Origin of the sequence: Nonomuraea sp. NPDC047897 (assembly GCF_043204415.1) — a bacterium.
Lineage (GTDB): Bacteria > Actinomycetota > Actinomycetes > Streptosporangiales > Streptosporangiaceae > Nonomuraea.
The window spans coordinates 440,772-459,534 of the sequence record NZ_JBIDCC010000003.1 but is presented as its reverse complement, the minus strand read 5'-3'; the positions used below and the strand labels follow the sequence as shown (position 1 = coordinate 459,534).

Genomic DNA, 18,763 nt, shown 5'->3' with positions numbered 1-18,763 from the left:
GTCACGCCTCTCATGAGCAGCGAGGAAAGGAACCATGACAGATGTCCAAGGATGGACTGGTCAAGGCCGTGGTGGTGCTGGCGGCGTTGACCATGCTGAGCACCGGATGCTGGGCCCGGCTGGATCCAGCAAGCTTCGCCCGTTTCGCCAACTGGCCCAATCACGTGCACTTCCTGCACGACGCCGGCGTGTTCCAGATCGGGATCGGGTTGATGATGCTGTGCGCCCTGCGCTGGCGCGACGTCCTGGCCGTGGTCTTGGCCGGTTTCGTGTTCACCAACACCTTCCACGCCGTCAACCACGCTCTCGACCTGCCGCTGGGCGGCAACGCCTCCGACCCTTGGACGTTGCTGGCGGTCTCCGCAGTGGCGCTGGCGGCCTGGATCGTACGGATTCAGCAGCTGCGCGGCCGGGCGGAGGCAGGGTCATGAGGGTCCTGCTGGCCGGCGCGACCGGCGCACTCGGCTCCGTCCTGATCCCTATGCTGCTGGCCGAGGGACATCACGTGCTCGGCCTGACCAGGTCCGCCGCCGGCGCGGCCCGGCTGGCCGCACTGGGCGTACAGCCAGTGCAAGCCGACATCATGAACGTCGACAAGTTGCTGGCCGCCCTGGAGGGCCGGCGAGCCGACGCGGTGATCCACCAGGCGACCGCCATCACCGGTGTGCCGTTCCTGCACCGACACCTGTACGCCACCGACGCGCTGCGCGAGCGCGGCACCGCCCACCTGCTGCGCGCCGCGGCCGAACTCGGTGCCCGCCGCTTCCTCACCCAATCGTTCTTCCTCGGGTACGGCTACCGCGACCACGGCGAGCAGTTGCTGGACGAGGACCACCCCTTCGCCGTCCGCACCGGCCATCGAGGCTTCGACCGGCACATGATCTCCCTGCGCAGCAACGAGGACCAGGCCCTCGCCACCCCGGGCATCGACGGAGTCGCCCTGCGTTATGGCATGTTCTACGGTCCGGAGCCCGCCACCCGGCGGCTGATCCACCTCGCCCGGCGACGCCGGCTGCCCGCCCCGAGCCCCAGCGGTGCCGTCTCGCTCATCCACCTCCACGACGCCGCCTCGGCCACCGTCGCCGCACTGCACCGGGGGCGCCCCGGCCAGCCGTACAACATCGTGGATGACCAGCCGGTCACCTTCGAGGCCTACTTCCGCGCCGTCGCACAAGCCGCGGGGGCGCCTCCTCCCCGGCGGGTGCCCAGCCGCCTCCTCGCCGCGCTGCCGTACCTGCGCGCCCTGATGGTCACCACCCGCATCCGCCTGTCCAACCGGCGCGCCACCGACGAGCTGGGCTGGACGCCCCGTTACCCCTCCTGCCGCGACGGACTGGCCGCGCTGGCCGCAAGGACGGCCAGTGACCACTGAGCCCAGCAGAGGTGGACCCGTTCAAACTCCAGGCCGCCCAGCAGGACCACGTGGGAGTCCACAGACGGGACGGCCGAACGGACGAACCGGATCGGCCGCGCAGCGGCTCATGGCGGCAGAACCGCGACATGACCAGAGCTCGGAAGTCTGGTGGCCCAAGGGCGATCCTTCTCCCCCGTACGGGGGAAGGAAGCGCAGGCGTTCCACACCGTGGGGGGATCCCGCCCGGTCGACGCCCCGCAAGACTCGAGCCCATCAAGATCGGCACACCAGGGGAGGCGGGTTCAGGTGACACAAGGTTCTGGTGAGTTTCCCGCCGAGATGGGTGTGCCCGCGCGATGGAGCGCGGTGCGCAAACTCGCGGGCTATGCCGCGGCACTCAGCATGTCGCTCTACCTGGCGGTCAAACTCATCTGGGTCACCGCGGCGCTGCTCGGACATGGTCCGGACAACTACGGCACCACCGACTGGGTGCTGCTGAACGTCGTTACCGTGGTGATGGCGATGACCGGAATCGCGCTGGGGCTGGCGCTGGCCCAGCGATGGGGCCGTCGGCTGCCGGCCATGCCGGTGATCTTCTTTTCCTGGGTGGGTGCGGGCTTCCTGGTCCCGATGCTTCCCTACTCGGTGATCAAAGGTCTCCTCGGCGCACTCGGGGTCGATCTGGGTGGCGGTGCGGACTCCGCCTCGGCTCCGCGAGGGGAGACGGTCTTCCTCACCATCGGCTTCGCCGGCATGGCCGTGGGGCTGGCCGTGGCCTTGCCGATCTATCTGAGGGAGAGATGGCCGAGGGCCTTCCTCGGCCGCGTCGGGGACGGCCCTGCCCGCTCATGGACCCTGGTCACGATGGCGATGGTGGTGGCCTCCGGGCTGGGACTGGCCTGGTTCTACTGGGCGCTGGGCGGGACGCTGGGCCTCGACCCGGCGCATCGCGACCACGGGGATCTCAACGGGCGACTTCTGAACGCGAGTTCGGGACTGTGGGTCCTGCTCGGAGCCTGGAGCATCTGGGCGCTCACGCGCTGCCGGCTGCCCGGCTTCGGCGGTGGATCCCGATGACGCTGGCCTTCGGGGCTTCAGGCTCGCTGTTCGCGTGGAGCGGTTGGAAGCTGCCGCTGGTGATCCTGCGGCCCGGAGGTTTCGTGACCGCCGAATACACGATGGTCGCAGTCCTTCAGCACGCCTTGGGCATCACCGTGGGCCTGATCTTCATGGCCGCCGTCCTGCGTGTCGCCCGGAGGGAAGACACAGCGCCGGTGAGGAGTACCGCAGGTCTCGGATAACACCCTGCCCAGGACGGGGAGTCGGCGTGCCGGCCATCGAGATCGAACTCCTCCAATCCGCCACTGAGTGACCGATCACCACGCCACCGAGCCGCACGCTCAGGACAGGCCAGGGCCCGCGCGCCCCGCGGGCCCTTCGGCATCCGGGGGTCTTGGCATCACTGACCGGCGGGAAGTACAGGTCCAAGTGGTCGTTGCTCCCCCGGCAACGCTCGTTCAGGGCTTATGACAAGTTTCTTATCAGCACCCATGAAGGGGGCTTGGAGCGTGGCTCATCTGGGGCTTACCGGCACGCTGGACTGGTCGCGATGCGCAATCGACTCGGTCAGCGTGCGCGCCATGAAAGGCGGGGAGCTGACAGATCCGAATTCTGTCGATTGCGGCAAGAAGGGATCGAAGATCCATCTCATCACCGATCGGATAGGAGTGCCGGTTTCTGTCGCGATCAGCGCCGCCAACACCCACGACAGCCTGGCGTTGAAGCCGCTGGTCCGGTAGATCCCGCCGATCCGTTCCCGCTGCGGGCCACGATGGCGGTGACCTGGCAAGCTCGACGGGGACAAGGATCCTGCGGCTACGTCCCCGAAGCGATCGACAACCCACCTCCTCCAACTGACGACGCAGCGACGCTCACCGCTGTGTGCAGGGACTCCGGACATCGGTGCAGACGACTTCGGAAACTGGCACCGACCCCGACCAGCCGCCCGGTCTCGGGAGCCCGGTCGAAGGGCCGCGTTATGGGTAAGATCGTCCGGATGCCGAGCTTCCCGCCCCCCGCCTTACCCCGGCGCCCGCGGCCGGACACCCCTGCGGACGCCTCACCTGACACCCCCGCCGACGCCCGGGCGTCCGGCTCCCGGGCGTCCGGCTCCCGGGAAACGGAAGCCCGGGGATCTGGTGCCCGGCTCGGCTGGCTGGACGCGCTGCGCGGCATCGGGGCGCTCGCCGTGGTCGCCGAACACCTGCCGTGGGTGCTCCCCCCGCTGCGGCCCTACTGGTTCAGCCTCGGCTTCTACGGCGTGATGGTGTTCTTCCTGGTCAGCGGCTACATCGTTCCCGCGTCGCTGGAACGGCGGGGCGAACTGCGCGGCTTCTGGATCAGCCGGGTGTTCCGGCTCTACCCTCTCTACCTGGTCGTGGCCGCGCTGGTCGTCGCCCTGGCGTGGTGGGTGCCGCTGCGGGAGGAGGTGCCGCGCGACGGCTCCTCGGTCGCGGCGCATCTGACGATGCTGCTCGACGTGGTAGGGGTGGGCGGCGTCGCCGACACCATGTGGACACTGTCCTACGAGATGGTGTTCTACCTGCTGGTGACGGCGCTGTTCACGGCGGGGCTGCACCGGCGCAGCGGGGCGGTGGCCGTGCTGTTCGGCGTGGCGTCCGTGGTGGCGGCAGTGGTGCCGGGGGTGGTGCCGGTGCCCGGGCCGTGGCTGGCTTACGGGTCGGCCGTGGTGTTCGCCGCCGGGCTGGCCGCGGTCGTCTCGGGCCGGGCGCGTACGGTGGCCGCGTACGCGCTGGGGCTGATGGCGGCGGCGCTGCCGGTGCTGGGCGGCCGGATCCCCTGGCTGGGCCTGACGATCCTGGCGGTGATGTTCGCCGGCACGGCCGTCCAGCGGTGGGAACGCGGCACGGGCCCGCTCTGGCCGGTGGCGCTCACCGGTGCGCTGGTGGCGCTGGCTCCGGTGTGGGCGGCACCCGTCGGGTGGTGGGCCGAGCCCGGCGTGTGGGCCACCACGGTGGGCGCGGCGGCTGCGACGTTCGCGGTGGCGCGGGCGTTGCGCGGGCGGCGGGTCCCGAAGGCGCTGGCCTGGCTCGGGTTGATCAGCTACTCGCTCTACCTGGTGCACCATCCGCTGTTCGGCTACCTGCACGAGGCGGTGGGCGACCTCGGCGACCGGCCGTACGCGGTGCGGCTCGCCGTCGCGGTGACCGCCGTTGCCGCCGCCGTACTGGTGAGCGCGGCGACGTACCGGTGGGTGGAACGGCCGGCACGGGCGCTCGGCCGCCGCCTGGCCACCCCGCCGGGTGGCGCGCGGACCGGGAAACCGCCTGGGTGAAGCGCGGCCGAGCGTGACTCCTCCGCTCCCTGAAGGGAGCGGCTTCTCGCTAAGCCGCTTGCGCGGCCTGGCGAAGGGCAAGCCCTGCCCTCAGGATGTTGGTCGCCGCGTTCACGTCGGCGTGCGCGGTGTGCCCGCACGCCGTACAGGCGAACGCGGCCTGGGTGAGACGGTTGTCCTTCGCCACGTGCCCGCAGCGCGAGCACGTGCGGGAGGTGTTGCGGGGATCGACTGCGATCAACTCTCGACCGGCGCTTTCAGCCTTGTGCGCGAGGATCGTCAGGAACACCCCCCAACCCGCGTCCAGGATGCTTCGGTTGAGCCCGGCCTTGGCGGCGACGTTACGGCCGGGCGCGTCGATCGTGCCGGACGCCGAGCGCGTCATGTGGGTGATCCGCAGGTCCTCGTGCACGATCACGTCATAGCCGCGGACCAGCGCCAAGGCGGCCTTGTGCGCGCCGTCGATCCGCTGGCGGCGGACCTTGGCGTGCAGCGCCGCCACCCGGGCCACGGCCTTACGGCGGCGCTTGGACCCGCGCTTGTGGCGGGCGAGAGCTCGCTGGGCCGATGCCAGACGGCCGGCGCAGGCGGCCAGGTGCCGCTGATTGTCGATGTGATGGCCGTCGCTGGTCGTGACCAGCGAGGCGAGGCCCAGGTCGATCCCGGCGACCACGCCCGTGGCGGGCAGCGGCTGCGCGGGCACGTCGTCGCACGACAGCACCACGTACCAGCGGCGCCCTTCACGCTTGACGCTGATCGTCTTCACCCGGCCCTTCACGGCCCGGTGCCGGTGCACCCGGACGTGGCCGACGCCCTGAAGGCGCACGAACGTGGCGGCCGGATGCTCGGGTTGGGAGTCCCACCGGCAGCCGTCGCCGTCCTTCGGCCATTCCACCGTGTCGAACCAGCCCCGCCCCTTGAAACGCGGGAACCCCGGCGCGCGCCCGGCTTTGACCCGGTCGAAGAACGCCCGGAACGCCCTGTCCAGCCGGCGCAGCGTGGCCTGCTGGGAGGAGAACGACCACCGGCCCTGACCATCTGGATCGTCGGCGCGGATGTGCTTCAACTCCGCCGACTGGTCTCCGTAGCGGACACTCACCCCGGCCTTGGCGTAGGCGGTGCGCCGGTGCTCCAGAGCGGCGTTGTACAGGATTCGGTGATCCTCCAGGCAAGCGGCGAGCGCGGCGGCCTGCCTGCTCGTGGGGCGCAGCAGGAACTTGAACGACCTGCGCACACCCACCTCCCACGCTCGGTAACGACGCGACCACGGTACCGGCAGGCACCGACAAAACCCGGAAGGAGACCCGTGACGCGCAGACCCGGCAGGTCACGGCACGCTCGGGCCTTGACGGCCCTCCCGCTCCCGATTCCCCCGACGGCTAAAGCAGCCGGTCCCCTCGGGAGGCTCTGATGGCGTCGCCGAGCAGCGTGATGGTCGTGGCCGGCCAGGGCCGGATCGGCTCGGCGCTGCGGATCGGCAGCAGGGACACCGTCTCCGGGTCGGTCATGTCGATCAGGCGGAGCAGGTCGGGATGCCAGTCGCCGATCATCCGGGTGACCAGTGCGCGGATCCGGGCGCCCGGCAGGGAGGCCGCGTCGTCGGGGAAGTGGCGGGTCTCGGTGCCGAACGCCCACAGGATGTAGCTGCTGGTGTTGTCGTGCATCGCGCCGTCCAGCTTGCTGGCTCCGATGTGGGCAGGACGACCGGTTTGCCGAAGTCGTGCGGCGCGCAGAACATGGAGTGGCCCCTGGCCGGGACGACGTTGGTCAGGCCCTCGTACAGGTGGGCCGGGATCAGCCGCTTCGTTGCGTCGGTGAGGGGGAACTTGCCGGCGACGCGGGTGATGCCGGTGTCGATCCGTCTGGCCTGGGGGAGGTACTGCCGGCGCACCCGCGAACCGCTGCCGTCGGCGGCGACCAGGACGTCGGCCGTGGTGGTGGACCCGTCGGCGAAGTGCAGGGTGATCCGGCCGTCCGCCGTGCGCTCGTAGCGCTCGAACGTCCTGCCGAAGCGCACCGCCTCGCCCAGGCCGGTGAGCATGATCTGGCGGAGCGTGATCCGGCTGACGGAATGGTGGTCGCGCCAGTGGCGTCCCGTTCCCTGGCCTGCAGTTTGATCAACGGCTTGAGTTGCTCGGTCACGAACGCGAAGTCGAGCCCGCCTCTGCCGGTGGTGGCCAGGAAGGCGTCCCACAGCTCGGGTGTCAGGCAGTCGCGCAGGGACTGGGCGCCGAGCGGGTTGATGTGCAGGCGGTAGCCCTGCAGGCGGTTGGTCGCCGTGCGGTCACGTTCGTGCACGGTGACGTTGACGCCGGCTTTGCGCAGGCCCTGGGCCAGGCAGAGCCCGCCGACGCCGGCACCGATGATCGCTACCTGGAAGGTCATGACTCCCCGTCTCCGGCTGTCACCCGGTGCGGGTGACGGCCTCGACCCCGTGGGCAGGTCCGTGCCGAACGTAACCCGGCGCGGCGTCCCGGGCAACGGCGATGCGGGCGGCCGGAGGGCCGCCCTGCGCCGCCGGGGCGGTGGGGGCGGTGGGGGCGGTGGGGGTCGGGGGCGGCGGCGAGGTCACGTCTGCTGCGGGTCTGCGGGGACGTAGAACGCGATCGTGTTCGCGGCCATGGTCGCGGCCTGCTCGGGCGGCGCACCGGCCGTCTCGTGGGCGACGCGCCACGCCTCGCCGCTGGCGGTCATGAAGCGGCGCGCCTCCTCGCTCCGCTCCCAGGCGCGGGGGTCGCCGACGGGATCGCCGGTCAGGTACAGGCCGAGGCCGAGCACGGTGAGGTCCCAGCCGACGCCGACGGCGCCCGGCCCGTACTGAGACCAGAACTCCGGCGGCACCTCGGCGGTGTGCCGCAGCCGGAAGTCGGTGGACTCGTCCGTGCCGGGGGTCAGCCGCACCTCGACCTCCGACCTGCCGGGGCTGTCGCCCATCACCCAGGTGAGGCGGAGCAGGCGGGGCGGCTCGCAGTGCAGGATCTCGCCGCCCGCGTTGCCTTCGAGCTGGTAGTGGCCGCCCGGGCGCAGGTCACCGGTGATCGGCAGGAACCAGCGGCTGATCCGTTCGGGGTCGGTGCAGGCGTCCCACACGTCCTCCACGGCCGCGTCGTAGGTGCGGGTGATGGTGACCGTCTTGGTGGTGCCGTCGTCGCCGACCTGCCGGCCTGCCCGTTTGATGGCGTCGATGACATCGATCATGGGTGCTCGTTTCTCTCGGGTGATCCGGCGGGCGGTGACGCCGCGCGGCGCTTCCGTCTGCCGCGGGCCAGTTCGGTGGCCAGCGCGTCCAGGCGTTGTTCCCAGAACCCGCGGAAGTGGTCGAGCCAGGCGTCGATCTCGCGCAGCGGGGTGGGGTCCACGACGTACAGCCGGCGGGTCCCCTCTGCCCGGACGGTGGCGAAGCCGTTGTCGCGCAGCACTTTCAGGTGCTGGGACACCGCGGGCTGGGAGATGCCGAATTCGCTGCGGATGACGGCGGTCACCTCGCCGGAGCTGAGCTCGCCGTCGGCCAGCAGCTCCAGGATCCGGCGTCGTACCGGGTCGCCCAGGACGTCGAACGCGTGCACGGCCACCAGTGTTTCATTTCTCACTTATATAAGTCAACGTGGATTTTTTGTGCCGGAGCCGCCGGGCCGCGCAGGCGGCGCCCGCCGCGGCCGTGACGCCGCCCGCCAGCGCGGGCACCCAGTCGCCGAGCCGGACGTACGGCGTGGCCTCCCGCGACAGCGGCACCTCGGCCACGAACACGCCCCGCAGGTCGTGCGGCATCCAGGCCAGCCGCCTGCCGCGCGCGTCGAATGCCGCCGAGGTGCCGTCGAGCTCGACCAGTACCGCCGGGCGGCCCGACTCGACCGCCCGCAGCGCCTCGAAGCTCGCCTGCTGGGCGTGCGCCCAGCTGCCGTGGAAGGTGGTCAGCGAGCCTTGCACGATCGTGACGTCCACGTCCAGCCGGGCCAGTTCGCGCCGCAGGTCGGGGAAGGTCGACTCGTAGGAGATGAGCGGTCCGACGCGGCGGCCGGCCACCTCGAACACGGCGGGCCCGCCGCCGGTGACCCGGTCGCGTTCGGCTGCCTCGGTGGCGCCGGCGATCCAGCCGAGCAGCGGCCGCAACGGGATGTACTCGCCGAACGGGGCCAGTCGCCGCTTGACGTAGACGCCGGCCACGCCGCGCGGCGTGTAGTGGCAGGCCGTCTTCGCGATCCGGCCGGCCGGGTCGGCGGCGTCCACGTTGACCAGCAGGTCGCTGCCCGCCTCGGCGGCGGCGGCGCGCAGCCTGCGGTCCGCGTCCGGTCGCCGGGCCGGGTCGAGCCCGACGCTGCTCTGGCCCCAGACGATGACGTCGTGGTCGCGTCCGGCCAGTTCGCGGGTCAGCCGCAGGTGCTCGGCGAGGCGTCGTTCGGGGCCGGGGACGATGCCCGGTTGAACGCCGGCCACCCGCATGGCGCCTGTCACGGCCGGCTCGGGCCGCAGCAGCCCGTACCCGGCGGTGAGGGCCACCAGGACCAGCGCCGCTCCCCCGCCGGCCAGCCGGGTGCGCCGCGCGGCGCCGGGCAGGACGGCGGCGGCCAGCCCGGTGTTGACGGCGACCAGGACGAGACTCAGCAGCCACACCCCGCCGAGCGCGGCCAGTTGCACGGCGGTGGGGGCCCGCCACTGGGTGGCGCCGAGCAGTCCCCACGCTCCGCCCAGGTGCTGCCAGGAGCGCAGCGCCTCGGTCACCACCCACGCCGAGGGCAGCACGACCAGCGCCATCAGCACGCGCGCGGGCGTGGCGTGGCGCAGCAGCCCGTGGGCGGCCAGCCCGAACGGCACCCACACCCAGCCGACCACCACGACCGCCAGCGGCGCGAAGACCCCCAGGAAGGGCAGCACCCAGTGGTGCAGCGTGGTGAAGAAGCCGGCGCAGGCGCACCAGCTCAGCCAGGCCGCCTGCCGGTAGGAGCCCGCCCGCGCCAGCAGCACGAGCAGCGGGGCGAGGCCCGCCCAGGCCCACCACCAGGCGCCGGCCACCGGGAAGGCCGACGCCAGGCCGGCTCCGATCGCCGCGGCGAGCAGACGCGTGCGCCACACGGGTCTCCGCTACCCCGCCGGGCGGCGGCCAAGCCGGGGGTCGGTGCTCAGCCGAGCCGGGCCCGCAGGCCGTCGAGGAGGCGCTGCAGGCCGTAGTCGAAGTCCTCGTCGCGGCGCCGGACGTGGTCCCGCGCCGGGTCCTTGACCGCGGTGGCGTAGAAGGCGCGCAGGTGGGGGTGGTCGCGCACGGCCTGCTCGGCGGCCGGCATCAGGGTCCGCAGCAGCTCGCCCTCGTCCTGGCCGCTCTGGGCGACCAGGTTGAGCCAGGCGGCCTCGCTGGTGGCCATGCCCATGACGTACGCGACGAGCGTCTTCATGGCCCGGTCGGCCTCGGTGACGTCGAAACCGGCCGCGCCGAGGACGCCCAGCAGCCGGTCGGACATCCGCATCATGTGGGGACCGAGGTAGGCCAGCCCGACCTGGCCCACCACGGAGGCGAACCACGGGTGGCGCAGCACCATGGCGCGCAGGCTGCCGGCCGTCGCGGCCAGCGCGTCCCGCCAGCCGTCCGGGCCGGCCGCCTCGGGCACCTCCAGCTCGCCGAACACCTCGTCCACGGCCAGCTCGATCAGCTCGTCCTTGCTGGCCACGTGCCGGTAGAGGGAGGTGGCTCCGGCGCCCAGGCGGGTGCCCAGGCTGCGCATGCTGAGCGCGTCGATGCCCTCGGCGTCGAGCAGGCCGACGGCCTCGGTGACGATGCGTTCGCGGCTCAGGGCGGGCTGCTCGCGTCCTTTGCGCGGACGCACCCAGACGGACGGGACGGCGGGCTGCTTGTCCGGCATGGCTTCTCCTTCGGTACGCGTAGCACGTTCACCGTAGCGCACACTGTACGCATTTGGGAACGGCCGTAAGATGGCATGGCGGACGCGGGGACCGGCGGCCGGCGCGGGCCGGGACGGGCGCGGCGCGCCTCAGCCCGCCGCCTGCCTGACCAGCGCGCCGATCCGCGCCTCCACCTCGGGCGTCACCTCGGTCAGGGCGAAGGCGACCGGCCACATCACACCTTCGTCCAGGCTCGCCTGGTCGCTGAAGCCGAGCGTCGCGTGGCGGGTCTTGAACTTCTCCGCGGGCTGGAAGTGGCAGACGATCTTTCCGTCCCGCGCGTAGGCGGGCATCCCGTACCAGAGCCTGGGCGCGAGAGCGGGCGCGGCGGCGGTGATGACGGCGTGGACGCGCTCGGCCATGACACGGTCCGAGTCCCGCATCTCGGAGATCTTCGCGAGCACGTCCCGCGCCGCTTCCGCCGCCTTGTCCGCCTGTGCGGAGCGGCGCGCCGCCTTCCGCAGTTCTTTGGCGTGGTCCTTCATCGCGGCCCGCTCCTCGGCCGTGAATCCCTCGTACGTGCTGCCGTCGGTGGTGCTCATGGTGCGTCTCTCCCTTGTGGATTCTGGTTCGGTTCGGTTCGGAACGGCGGCAGCCGCGCGTCAGGCGGACGCGGCCTCCCAGACGAAGCCGTCGAGGTCGGTGAACGGCCGGGCGTCGCCGCCGATCACGAGGCGGTGCGAGCCGGTGCCCTCCTGGGCGACGCCGGTGTCCTTGGCCAGGGCGCGGCGCGGGTAGAGCGCCAGCGTGACGGCCGACGACGGGGTGTCGAACTCGACGTACTTGCCGCCGAAGCTCTTGGCCACGGCCAGGCCGTGCTCGACGTAGAACCGCTTGCTCGCCTTGACGTCCGCCACGCCGAGCAGGAGTGCGACCTGGTCGATGAGCCGGGCGGCGGGGGCGGTGTCCTTCTTCTTCGACGTCGCGATCTTGCAGATGGTCCCGTCCGGGGCGCGTACGACGCCGCCGTAGCCCCAGAACCCCTTCGTGGCCGGCTTCAGCGTCGTGGCGCCGGCGTCGACGGCGGCGCCGATGAGGGCGTCGACGTTGCCCGGCTGCGCGGCCACGAGGGACAGCGCGAACCCGCGAAAGCCCGTCGTCGGCGCGTCCGAGGCGCGTACGTTCAGGTAGGGGCCCAGGCCGAAGGCTGTGTAGAAGGCGTCGGCGGCGGCGGTGTCGGGCACTTCGAGGGTGACGGATGCGAGGCGGGTCATGGCAGGTCCTTGATGGTGTCGGGGGTTCGTGGTCGGGTCGGCGGCAGTCGCGCCGCGCGGGGGTGCGGGTTCGGTGCTCACCGGTCCTGCAGGAGCCCGAGGACGTTGCCGTCGGGGTCGAGGACGGTGGCCACCCGGCGGCCGCCACCGACCTCGTGGGCGGCCTCCTTGACGGTGGCCCCGGCGGCGGTCAGCGCGGTCAGCTTCGCCTCGAGGTCGGGCACGTGCCAGTACGCCACGGGCGAGGTCATGCCCTGCGGTCCGCCGCCCGGCACCAGTCCGATGTGCTGGCCCCCGGCCTCGAACCCGACGTAGTACGGCGAGTCGGTCTGCGGCGGGACGCCGAGCAGGGCCGCGTACACCGCCTTGGCCTTCGCCAGGTCGGACACGGGGTGGAGCACGGTCCTGATCGCCGGGGTGTCGGGGCCGGTCATGGTCGCTCCTTGGGGTCGTGGGCCGCGTCGGCCCGCCGTCTGCGTAGTCACAGCTTTCCGTCCGGGCCGGGTCGCCCACATCCGTGCTGACCACGGAACCGGCCACGGATCGACGGCACGGACGGCCGTGCAGGACCCGGGCCGGTGTGAAGCTGCCGGTCAGGTCTTGAGCGCGCCGAGAGCGGGTGGCGCCAGGACCACGGCGATCTGGTTGACGCCCATGGCCGAGCCGAGGACGAATCCTGTCCTGCCTGGTGGCGCGCCCCGCACAGCTGCGATCGCTCCAGGAGGCCAGACAGACACGGCCGGCAACGCCCGCTCCTGGACCGCTACCAGAACCAGGGCCGCCGAAGCCGCCTCAACAGCCGTCACCTCGTGGAGATACAGCACCGTCGGGACACCTACGCCGCCGTGCACCGAGACCAGGCTCATCCCGGACAGGACGATTGCAGGGCGGATGCCCATCGCTCCGATGCCCTGCACGAAGAACCCCGCCTCCCGGGCCGCACGGCAGGTGCAGTGGGACGGGCACCCGTAAGAGGGGGTCAGCAGAGGATGATTGTGACGGCCTGTCGGCTGATCGAGGAGTTCACGGCGAACGCAAGAACACCACGATGTTCGCCCTCGGCCCGGTCAGGCGCCGCCAGCCGAGCCGTTCATATAGCCTGATCGCGTCAGCCGCTTGCGGGGCGGTCAGCAGCCAGCAGGAGTCGGTGCGGCCGCACAAGAGGTCGAGGATTCGTCCCGCGAGGCCCTGTCCGCGCGCGTGTGGGCTCACCGCCAGTTCGTCCACCTCCAGCGCTCCGACCAGCCGCGTTTCCACCGCGTCACCGAGTTCGGCACGGACGAGGTCGTAGGCGCGACCCGTGGGGAAGGGCTTTGGGTGCGCCATGCCGTACCGAAACCAGCGGGTTCGCGGATGTCGCTGGCCAGTACCGCCGCGAACCCGGGGCGTTGGGCGTCCGCGGTCAGGCGTTCGGCGAAGGCGTCGGCGGCGCGCTCGTCCTCGTGCCATGGCGGGCCGCCGAACGCGGCCCGGTAAATCTTCACCAGGTGAGGGGTGCGGGCCAGGATCTCCTGACCGGTGAGACGTTCGAGGTTCACGCGGGCGCCCGCGCCTTTCCGATGCTCGGGGTGCATGTCAGTGTTCCTTGATCGGACGGATGGTGCTGCGCAGGCGGGTGATGGGCACGAGCATGAGCAGGCCGATCGCGCCCAGAACGCCGAAGGCGAGAGTGAAGTCGCCGGTGGCGTCGCGCAGCGCGCCCACCAGAAGGGGGGCCAGGGCGGCGCAGCCGTAGCCGACGAAGAACGCCATCGCGCTGATCCGCCCCGCCTCGCCGGGGTCGCGGCCGGCCAGCACGGGCAGGGTCAGTACGAGCGTGAACAGCCCGCCGTGCCCCACGCCTAGCGCCGCGATCCACACCCACGTAGCGGTGCCCGGCGCGTACGCCAGCCCCAGGAAGCCGGCAGCGGTCAGCGTCATCGTGAGCGCCAGTCCCGCCCACGTGCCGCGGCGTTCTCCCAGCAGCGCCGGTACGGCCAGCATCGCCACGACCTGGATGGAGATCATCACGGTCAGCATCACCCCGGCGGTCGCCGCGTCGCGACCGGCGTCATCGTGCAACAGCGGCGTCACCCAGGCCAGTTCGCAGTAGTACAGGGCGGAGTTGACGGCCGACAGCATGGTGATGTGCCAGGCAACGCCGCTGCGCCAGGGCATCTGCTCGGTCGCGGGCCCGGTGGGGGCCGTGACGTCGTCCAGGTTCAGGGAGCCCTTGGCGGCAGACCACAGCGCGATGCCCGCCAGTGCGAGCACCGCCCAGGACGCCAGTGCTCCCGGCCAGGAGCCGAGGGCGTCGGCCAACGGCGCGCTCACTCCGGCCGCCACCGCGCCGCCCAGGCCGAGTCCGGCGGTGTAGAGGCCGGTGACGAGCCCGGCGCGGGCGGCGAAGCGCGTCTTGACCACGGCGGGCAGCAGGGTTTGGGCGATGGCGATCCCTGCTCCGACAGTTGCCGCGCTGCTCAGTTGGAGCCAGGTGGACTCGCCGAGCAGGCGCGCCGTCGTAGCCAGGGCGATGATCACGAGCCCGGCGAGCACGCCGGACTGCAGGCCGTACCGGCGGCCCGCGTACGCGGCCAGCGGCGCGCACGCTCCCATGGCCAGCGTCGGGATGGCGGTCAGCAGCGACACGCCGGTCGCCGACAGATCCAGGTCGGCGCGGATGTGGTCGACAAGCGGCGAGACAGCCGCGATGGCCGGCCGCAGGTTCGTCGCCGCGACGAATAATGCCAGAGCGGCGATCCCCAGGGAGGTGCGGCTGGATTGCAGTGCTGTGCGCGTCATGGGCACTCCAACGATTTATCTCGGATATTTTCTATCCGAGTTCATATCACAACTCGGACACCTCTTGTCCGGGATGGGTAGGGTTGGGGCATGAAGATGTCGAGCGGGGTGGAGTGGGCGTTGCACAGCTGCGTCACGCTCAGCCAGAGCCACGAACCGGTGCCGGCGGCACGACTGGCGGAACTGCACGGCACCCCGCCGGCGTACACGGCCAAGCACCTGCAGGCACTGTCGCGGGCCGGAATCGTCCACTCCACCATGGGCCAGGTCGGCGGCTACACCCTCACCAGGCCCGCCTCGGAGATCAGCGCTCTGGAGGTGGTGCAGGCAATCGACGGAGACGAGCCCGCCTATCGATGCGCCGAGATACGGCAGCGCGGACCTCTCGGCATCCCCGCCGAACGGTGCTCACGGCCATGCGCGATCGCCCGAGCCATGACCGCCGCCCAAGACGCCTGGTCACGCGCACTCGCCCAGCTCTCCATCGCCGACCTGGCCGCCGACATCGACGCCGACAGCAACGGCACCGCCATGCCCGACATCCGCCGCTGGCTGACCACGGCAAGGGTGCGGTGAAGGTGCGCCAACCGTGACGCGGTCCGTCGGCACCGTGCAGGCCGAGCGGCCGGTTGACGCGCCGAATCGGCACGGTGGTCACCGCTGATGGGCACACGGAAAGATGCGTCAAAATGGGACAATGCTGGCAGGAGTGGAGATCTCACCTCGTGAAGCCGAGGTGCTGGAACTGGTCGGGGCCCATCTCAGCAACGCCGAGATCGCGGCCCAACTGTGCATCTCGGTGCGTACCGTGGAAAGTCACGTCTCCTCGCTGCTGCGCAAGCTGGAGCTGCCGGATCGGCGGGCGCTCGCCCGGCGGGCGCCCGAGCCGGCCGGCGCCGGTCCGTCCCACCCGGCACCGGTCCTGCCGACCTCGTTGACGTCGTTCGTCGGCCGGGTGAGCGAGCGGGCCGAGCTGACCGAGATGATCAAGACGCACCGCCAGGTGACCGCGATGGGGCCCGGCGGGGTGGGCAAGACCCGGCTCGCGCTGGCGGCGGCGGCGGAAGCGGCCGCCGCGTACGCCGACGGGGTGTGGTTCGTCGACCTCGTCCCGGTCACCGACGCGGGTGTGGTCGCGACCGCGGTCGCCGGGGCGCTCGGCCTCGGTGAGCAGCCCGGCCGCGACATGACCGAGTCCGTGCTCGCCGCGCTGGCCGACCGTCAGGCGCTGGTGGTGCTGGACAACTGCGAGCAGGTGGTGGACGGGGTGGCGCTGTTCGTCGAACGGCTGCTGGCGAGGTGCCCTCGCGTGACGGTGCTGGCGACCAGCAGGGCCAGGCTGATGGTGCCGTTCGAACGGGTGTACCCGGTCCCGCCGCTGTCGTTGGCCGTCGACGGCGAGTCGGACGCGATCGCGCTGTTCATGGAGCGGGCGGCGGCGGTCGGCCGGCCACTGGATTCCGCGCTGCGCGACCAGATCGCCGCCATCTGCGAGCGGCTGGACGGGATGGCCCTGGCGATCGAGCTGGCCGCCGCCCGGTGTCCCACGCTCGGGCTGGACGGCATCACCGCCGCCCTGTCCCACCCGCTGCGGATGCTCACCGGCGGCTCCCGCGCCGATGAACGGCACCGCTCGGTGCGGGGGGTGCTGGACTGGAGCCACGCTCTGCTGGAACCGGCCGACCAGGCGCTGCTGAGCCGGGTGTCGGTGTTCGTGGCGCCGTTCACCACCGCCGCGGCGGCGGAGGTGGCCGGCGGCGAGGAAGGCGTGGTCGCCGACGGCCTGGCCCGGCTGGCCGAACAGAGCCTGCTGGTGGTGACGGCGTCGCCGGGCAGGACCGAGTACCGGGCCCTGGAGACCATCCGCCAGTACGGCATGGAGCGGCTGTCGCAGTCCGGCGAGCTGATCGGCACCCGATCCCGCCACGTTCGCTGGTGCCTGGCCGAGGCCGCCGGGCTGGCGGTGGCGCGGGCGGACTGGCGGGCCCGGTTCGACGCGGTGGCCGACGACCTGCGCGCCGCCCTCGCGTGGGCGGCCGACCGGCCCGAGCAGCGCGGGCACGCCTACGATCTGGCCCGGCACCTGGCGGAGCTCACCTTCACCCGCAACCTGATCGGCGAGTCCCAGGGGCGCTATGAGCAGGCCGCGGCGCTCGCCGACGACGCCGGCGCCGGCGCGTCGATGCTCCGGCACGCCGCGGCCGTGGCGGGCTGCCGGATGCACGGCGACGACATGTACCGCCTGCACCGCGCGGCCGCGGACGCCGCCCGCCGGTCCGGCGACACCAGCGGCGCCGCCCGTGACCTGGCGAGCGCCGCCGCCGACGCCTACCGGTTCTCCGGCAGGTTCGTCCGGGAGCTGCCGCGGCAGGAGGCGGTCGCGCTCATCACCGAGGCGCGGGAGCTGGCCGGCGACGATCCCGCCGCCCAGGCCGCGGTGGCGCTTGCCGAGGCCGCGCGGGCGCTCGCCGAGATGGGCGCCGCCCAGGGCCGGGACCACCACGCGGTCCCGGCGACGATCACACGCGCCGAACGAGCGGTCGAACTCGCTCGGCGCACGGGTGACCCGCTCGCCGAGTCCGCGGCGCTCGACACGCTCACCTGCGCCCGGAGCTGGGCCGGTGACACGTTCGCCGCCGCCGACACGGCCCGGCGCCGGGTCATGCTGCTGTCGTCGGCGCCGGCGACCCCGGCCGCCACCCACGAGGTGATCGAGGCGCTCGGCGAGGCCACCGAGGCCTGCATCGGCACCGGCGACCTGTCGGGGGCTCGCCGCTGGGCCCGGCAGCTCGCGGATCATCCCCTGCTGGCGGAAGTCGGCCACCGCGCCACAGGCTGGCTCCTGGTGGCCGGGGCGTTGACGGGCGACGTCGCCGAACTGCTCACCGACAGCGTCCGCTTCCTGGACGCCTGGCAGCGCGCCGGCGGCCCCGCCAGGTCCGTCCTCGGCCCGCCGGCGGCCGCGGTGGCGGCCGTCCATGGCATGCGCGACGACCAGGATTCCCGGCGTGCCTGGAGCACGGTGCTGGACCGGCTCGACCCCTCACCGGGCAGGACCCACGGCTACGGGGCGGTCTTCGACGCGCTGCTCCTGCTCCATCGTGGGCAGGCGCCCGAGGCGCGGGAGCGGCTGGCGGCCGAGCCCGGCGAGGTGTGGAAGTGGGTCACCTGGATCTGGCTCCACTGGTATGTGGCGCTGCGCGCCGAGGCCGCCGTCCTCGCCGGAGGCCCCGACGCCCGCGACCGGCTGGCCGAGGCCCGGACCATCGTGGCCGGCAACCCCGTCGCCGGCGCCGTCGTGGACCGGGCCGAAGCGCTCCTCGACGGCGACCGGGAGGCGCTGCTCGCCACGGCGGAGGCGTTCGACGCCGCCGGCTGCCGCTACCAGTCAGCGCGGACCATGGTGCTCGCCGGGGGCGAGGCCGGCCAGCGCGGCGCGGCCGCGCTCGCCGGCCTCGGCCTCGCCCCGACGCCCCCGCCCCGATAGTTCCCGCCCCGATAGTTCCTGCCCCGACGGCGCCCGTCCGGGAGAGGGTAGGGCGAAGATCAGCGCCGCGTCGCGCGTCCGGGCGGTCATGCGTCACAGCAACGCGACGAGGTCGTCCCAGCGGGAGACGAGCAGTCCGAGGACGGCGCCGAACACGCCGACGACCACGCCGAGAACCGGGTCGAGGGAGCCACCGGCCAGTGATCCCGCCAGCCCGAGCAGCGCGGCGCCGACGAGCAGGACGTTGCGGACGATGTGCGACGCGCCGATCGGCGTCCGGGAGGCGCCGAAGCAGCGGCAGGCGACGGCGTCGCCCCTGCGGACGACCATGGTGACGGCGATGGTGAGGCAGCCGAGCAGCCCGGCGGCGAGCACGAACGACGCCGACCCCGCCCAGCGGAGCGGAATCGCGGCCAGCACGACGACGCCGCCCTCGGCGGCCGCCGTCGCCGTGGCCGCCACCGGCGCCCTCGCATCGCCGACCACCGCCATCGCCCGGACCGACGCCACGAACTCGCCCCAGGCCCGACGGCCGGAGATCTTGCTCGCCAGTGCGAGGGTGAACATCGTGATCAGCAGCAGCCTGCCTGCCACGTCGACGTACTGCATGATCGCAACCTAGCCAGCGGGAGCGGATCCGGCAAAGCCGGGGCAGCTTCGCCGGCCATCGGCCTGCCGCG

The 18,763-nt window shown here is 72.4% G+C and carries 22 protein-coding genes and 2 pseudogenes; 9 read left to right on the top strand and 15 right to left on the bottom strand.

Going from position 1 to position 18,763, the window contains the following annotated elements; translation table 11 throughout:
• Nucleotides 1-41 precede the first annotated feature (41 nt).
• The 6 genes and pseudogenes from ACGF0J_RS09150 (at nucleotide 42) to ACGF0J_RS09125 (ending at nucleotide 4,709) form a co-directional block, all read left to right on the top strand.
• Complete coding sequence (locus ACGF0J_RS09150) at nucleotides 42-431, top strand: hypothetical protein (RefSeq protein ID WP_393143621.1); 390 nt, start codon at nucleotides 42-44, stop codon at nucleotides 429-431.
• Nucleotides 428-1,372 (top strand): NAD-dependent epimerase/dehydratase family protein, encoded by a 945-nt coding sequence (locus ACGF0J_RS09145; protein ID WP_393143619.1) that lies wholly within the window; start codon nucleotides 428-430, stop codon nucleotides 1,370-1,372. Before ACGF0J_RS09150 ends, ACGF0J_RS09145 begins: the two co-directional genes overlap by 4 nt.
• 348 nt (nucleotides 1,373-1,720) lie before the next feature.
• Nucleotides 1,721-2,431, top strand: coding sequence for a hypothetical protein (locus tag ACGF0J_RS09140; RefSeq protein ID WP_393143617.1), 711 nt, complete (start codon nucleotides 1,721-1,723; stop codon nucleotides 2,429-2,431).
• Entirely contained in the window at nucleotides 2,428-2,655 is a 228-nt protein-coding gene (locus ACGF0J_RS09135) for a hypothetical protein (protein WP_393143615.1), read from the top strand. The genes ACGF0J_RS09140 and ACGF0J_RS09135 overlap by 4 nt, the downstream gene beginning before the upstream one ends.
• Before the next feature lie 279 nt (nucleotides 2,656-2,934).
• Nucleotides 2,935-3,192, top strand: a pseudogene (locus ACGF0J_RS09130) (transposase); the annotation flags it as partial.
• 200 nt (nucleotides 3,193-3,392) lie between these two features.
• Nucleotides 3,393-4,709: an acyltransferase family protein gene (locus ACGF0J_RS09125; RefSeq protein WP_393143613.1), complete on the top strand. Its 1,317-nt coding sequence runs from the start codon at nucleotides 3,393-3,395 to the stop codon at nucleotides 4,707-4,709.
• A gap of 49 nt (nucleotides 4,710-4,758) precedes the next feature.
• Here the strand turns inward: ACGF0J_RS09125 and ACGF0J_RS09120 are convergent, their stop codons facing one another.
• Together ACGF0J_RS09120 and ACGF0J_RS09115 are read right to left on the bottom strand one after the other, a co-directional pair.
• Nucleotides 4,759-5,943 carry an RNA-guided endonuclease InsQ/TnpB family protein gene (locus ACGF0J_RS09120; RefSeq protein WP_393143611.1) on the bottom strand — a complete coding sequence of 395 codons (1,185 nt, stop codon included), beginning with the start codon at nucleotides 5,941-5,943 and terminating at the stop codon, nucleotides 4,759-4,761.
• Between the two features lie 145 nt (nucleotides 5,944-6,088).
• Nucleotides 6,089-6,373, bottom strand: coding sequence for a hypothetical protein (locus tag ACGF0J_RS09115; protein ID WP_393143609.1), 285 nt, complete (start codon nucleotides 6,371-6,373; stop codon nucleotides 6,089-6,091).
• Nucleotides 6,374-6,559: 186 nt separating this feature from the next.
• Between ACGF0J_RS09115 and ACGF0J_RS09110 the strand changes: the two genes are divergently transcribed.
• Nucleotides 6,560-6,700, top strand: coding sequence for a hypothetical protein (locus ACGF0J_RS09110; RefSeq protein ID WP_393143924.1), 141 nt, complete (start codon nucleotides 6,560-6,562; stop codon nucleotides 6,698-6,700).
• A gap of 268 nt (nucleotides 6,701-6,968) precedes the next feature.
• Here ACGF0J_RS09110 and ACGF0J_RS09105 read toward each other — a convergent pair.
• The 12 genes and pseudogenes from ACGF0J_RS09105 to ACGF0J_RS09050 all read right to left on the bottom strand — a co-directional run.
• Nucleotides 6,969-7,094: pseudogene (locus ACGF0J_RS09105) on the bottom strand (FAD-dependent oxidoreductase); the annotation flags it as partial.
• Between the two features lie 183 nt (nucleotides 7,095-7,277).
• Nucleotides 7,278-7,907 (bottom strand): SRPBCC family protein, encoded by a 630-nt coding sequence (locus tag ACGF0J_RS09100; protein WP_393143606.1) that lies wholly within the window; start codon nucleotides 7,905-7,907, stop codon nucleotides 7,278-7,280.
• Nucleotides 7,904-8,275, bottom strand: a complete 372-nt coding sequence (locus ACGF0J_RS09095) for an ArsR/SmtB family transcription factor (protein ID WP_393143918.1) — start codon at nucleotides 8,273-8,275, stop codon at nucleotides 7,904-7,906. Before ACGF0J_RS09095 ends, ACGF0J_RS09100 begins: the two co-directional genes overlap by 4 nt.
• Before the next feature lie 13 nt (nucleotides 8,276-8,288).
• Complete coding sequence (gene lnt / locus ACGF0J_RS09090) at nucleotides 8,289-9,779, bottom strand: apolipoprotein N-acyltransferase (RefSeq protein ID WP_393143603.1); 1,491 nt, start codon at nucleotides 9,777-9,779, stop codon at nucleotides 8,289-8,291.
• A gap of 47 nt (nucleotides 9,780-9,826) precedes the next feature.
• Complete coding sequence (locus tag ACGF0J_RS09085) at nucleotides 9,827-10,561, bottom strand: TetR/AcrR family transcriptional regulator C-terminal domain-containing protein (RefSeq protein ID WP_393143601.1); 735 nt, start codon at nucleotides 10,559-10,561, stop codon at nucleotides 9,827-9,829.
• A gap of 129 nt (nucleotides 10,562-10,690) precedes the next feature.
• Entirely contained in the window at nucleotides 10,691-11,143 is a 453-nt protein-coding gene (locus ACGF0J_RS09080; protein WP_393143597.1) for an iron chaperone, read from the bottom strand.
• Nucleotides 11,144-11,203: 60 nt separating this feature from the next.
• On the bottom strand, nucleotides 11,204-11,815 hold the full coding sequence (locus ACGF0J_RS09075) for a glyoxalase (RefSeq protein WP_393143595.1): 612 nt from the start codon (nucleotides 11,813-11,815) through the stop codon (nucleotides 11,204-11,206).
• 77 nt (nucleotides 11,816-11,892) lie between these two features.
• Nucleotides 11,893-12,249, bottom strand: a complete 357-nt coding sequence (locus ACGF0J_RS09070; protein ID WP_393143593.1) for a VOC family protein — start codon at nucleotides 12,247-12,249, stop codon at nucleotides 11,893-11,895.
• A 159-nt stretch (nucleotides 12,250-12,408) separates the two neighbouring features.
• Nucleotides 12,409-12,732, bottom strand: coding sequence for a hypothetical protein (locus ACGF0J_RS09065; protein ID WP_393143590.1), 324 nt, complete (start codon nucleotides 12,730-12,732; stop codon nucleotides 12,409-12,411).
• Between the two features lie 106 nt (nucleotides 12,733-12,838).
• A complete protein-coding gene (locus tag ACGF0J_RS09060) occupies nucleotides 12,839-13,042 on the bottom strand; it encodes a GNAT family N-acetyltransferase (RefSeq protein WP_393143588.1) in 204 nt (67 codons plus the stop codon).
• Nucleotides 13,024-13,389 (bottom strand): hypothetical protein, encoded by a 366-nt coding sequence (locus ACGF0J_RS09055; protein WP_393143586.1) that lies wholly within the window; start codon nucleotides 13,387-13,389, stop codon nucleotides 13,024-13,026. The genes ACGF0J_RS09060 and ACGF0J_RS09055 overlap by 19 nt, the downstream gene beginning before the upstream one ends.
• 1 nt (nucleotide 13,390) lies before the next feature.
• The gene (locus tag ACGF0J_RS09050) at nucleotides 13,391-14,596 is read right to left on the bottom strand and encodes a CynX/NimT family MFS transporter (RefSeq protein WP_393143584.1); all 1,206 of its coding nucleotides are present in this window, start codon (nucleotides 14,594-14,596) and stop codon (nucleotides 13,391-13,393) included.
• Between the two features lie 90 nt (nucleotides 14,597-14,686).
• Between ACGF0J_RS09050 and ACGF0J_RS09045 the strand changes: the two genes are divergently transcribed.
• Nucleotides 14,687-15,172, top strand: a complete 486-nt coding sequence (locus ACGF0J_RS09045) for an RrF2 family transcriptional regulator (protein WP_393143580.1) — start codon at nucleotides 14,687-14,689, stop codon at nucleotides 15,170-15,172.
• 121 nt (nucleotides 15,173-15,293) lie between these two features.
• On the top strand, nucleotides 15,294-18,083 hold the full coding sequence (locus tag ACGF0J_RS09040; RefSeq protein WP_393143578.1) for an ATP-binding protein: 2,790 nt from the start codon (nucleotides 15,294-15,296) through the stop codon (nucleotides 18,081-18,083).
• 93 nt (nucleotides 18,084-18,176) lie between these two features.
• Here ACGF0J_RS09040 and ACGF0J_RS09035 read toward each other — a convergent pair whose 3' ends face one another.
• Complete coding sequence (locus ACGF0J_RS09035; RefSeq protein ID WP_393143576.1) at nucleotides 18,177-18,692, bottom strand: MauE/DoxX family redox-associated membrane protein; 516 nt, start codon at nucleotides 18,690-18,692, stop codon at nucleotides 18,177-18,179.
• Nucleotides 18,693-18,763 lie beyond the last annotated feature (71 nt).

Bases quoted from the DNA above. Each gene is read 5' to 3' on its own strand.
- ACGF0J_RS09150 (WP_393143621.1), top strand. From the start codon at position 42: ATGTCCAAGGATGGACTGGTCAAGGCCGTGGTGGTGCTGGCGGCGTTG.
- ACGF0J_RS09145 (WP_393143619.1), top strand. From the start codon at position 428: ATGAGGGTCCTGCTGGCCGGCGCGACCGGCGCACTCGGCTCCGTCCTG.
- ACGF0J_RS09135 (WP_393143615.1), top strand. From the start codon at position 2,428: ATGACGCTGGCCTTCGGGGCTTCAGGCTCGCTGTTCGCGTGGAGCGGT.
- ACGF0J_RS09125 (WP_393143613.1), top strand. From the start codon at position 3,393: ATGGGTAAGATCGTCCGGATGCCGAGCTTCCCGCCCCCCGCCTTACCC.
- ACGF0J_RS09115 (WP_393143609.1), bottom strand. From the start codon at position 6,373: ATGCACGACAACACCAGCAGCTACATCCTGTGGGCGTTCGGCACCGAG.
- ACGF0J_RS09100 (WP_393143606.1), bottom strand. From the start codon at position 7,907: ATGATCGATGTCATCGACGCCATCAAACGGGCAGGCCGGCAGGTCGGC.
- ACGF0J_RS09085 (WP_393143601.1), bottom strand. From the start codon at position 10,561: ATGCCGGACAAGCAGCCCGCCGTCCCGTCCGTCTGGGTGCGTCCGCGC.
- ACGF0J_RS09080 (WP_393143597.1), bottom strand. From the start codon at position 11,143: ATGAGCACCACCGACGGCAGCACGTACGAGGGATTCACGGCCGAGGAG.
- ACGF0J_RS09075 (WP_393143595.1), bottom strand. From the start codon at position 11,815: ATGACCCGCCTCGCATCCGTCACCCTCGAAGTGCCCGACACCGCCGCC.
- ACGF0J_RS09070 (WP_393143593.1), bottom strand. From the start codon at position 12,249: ATGACCGGCCCCGACACCCCGGCGATCAGGACCGTGCTCCACCCCGTG.
- ACGF0J_RS09055 (WP_393143586.1), bottom strand. From the start codon at position 13,389: ATGCACCCCGAGCATCGGAAAGGCGCGGGCGCCCGCGTGAACCTCGAA.
- ACGF0J_RS09050 (WP_393143584.1), bottom strand. From the start codon at position 14,596: ATGACGCGCACAGCACTGCAATCCAGCCGCACCTCCCTGGGGATCGCC.
- ACGF0J_RS09045 (WP_393143580.1), top strand. From the start codon at position 14,687: ATGAAGATGTCGAGCGGGGTGGAGTGGGCGTTGCACAGCTGCGTCACG.
- ACGF0J_RS09040 (WP_393143578.1), top strand. From the start codon at position 15,294: ATGCTGGCAGGAGTGGAGATCTCACCTCGTGAAGCCGAGGTGCTGGAA.
- ACGF0J_RS09035 (WP_393143576.1), bottom strand. From the start codon at position 18,692: ATGCAGTACGTCGACGTGGCAGGCAGGCTGCTGCTGATCACGATGTTC.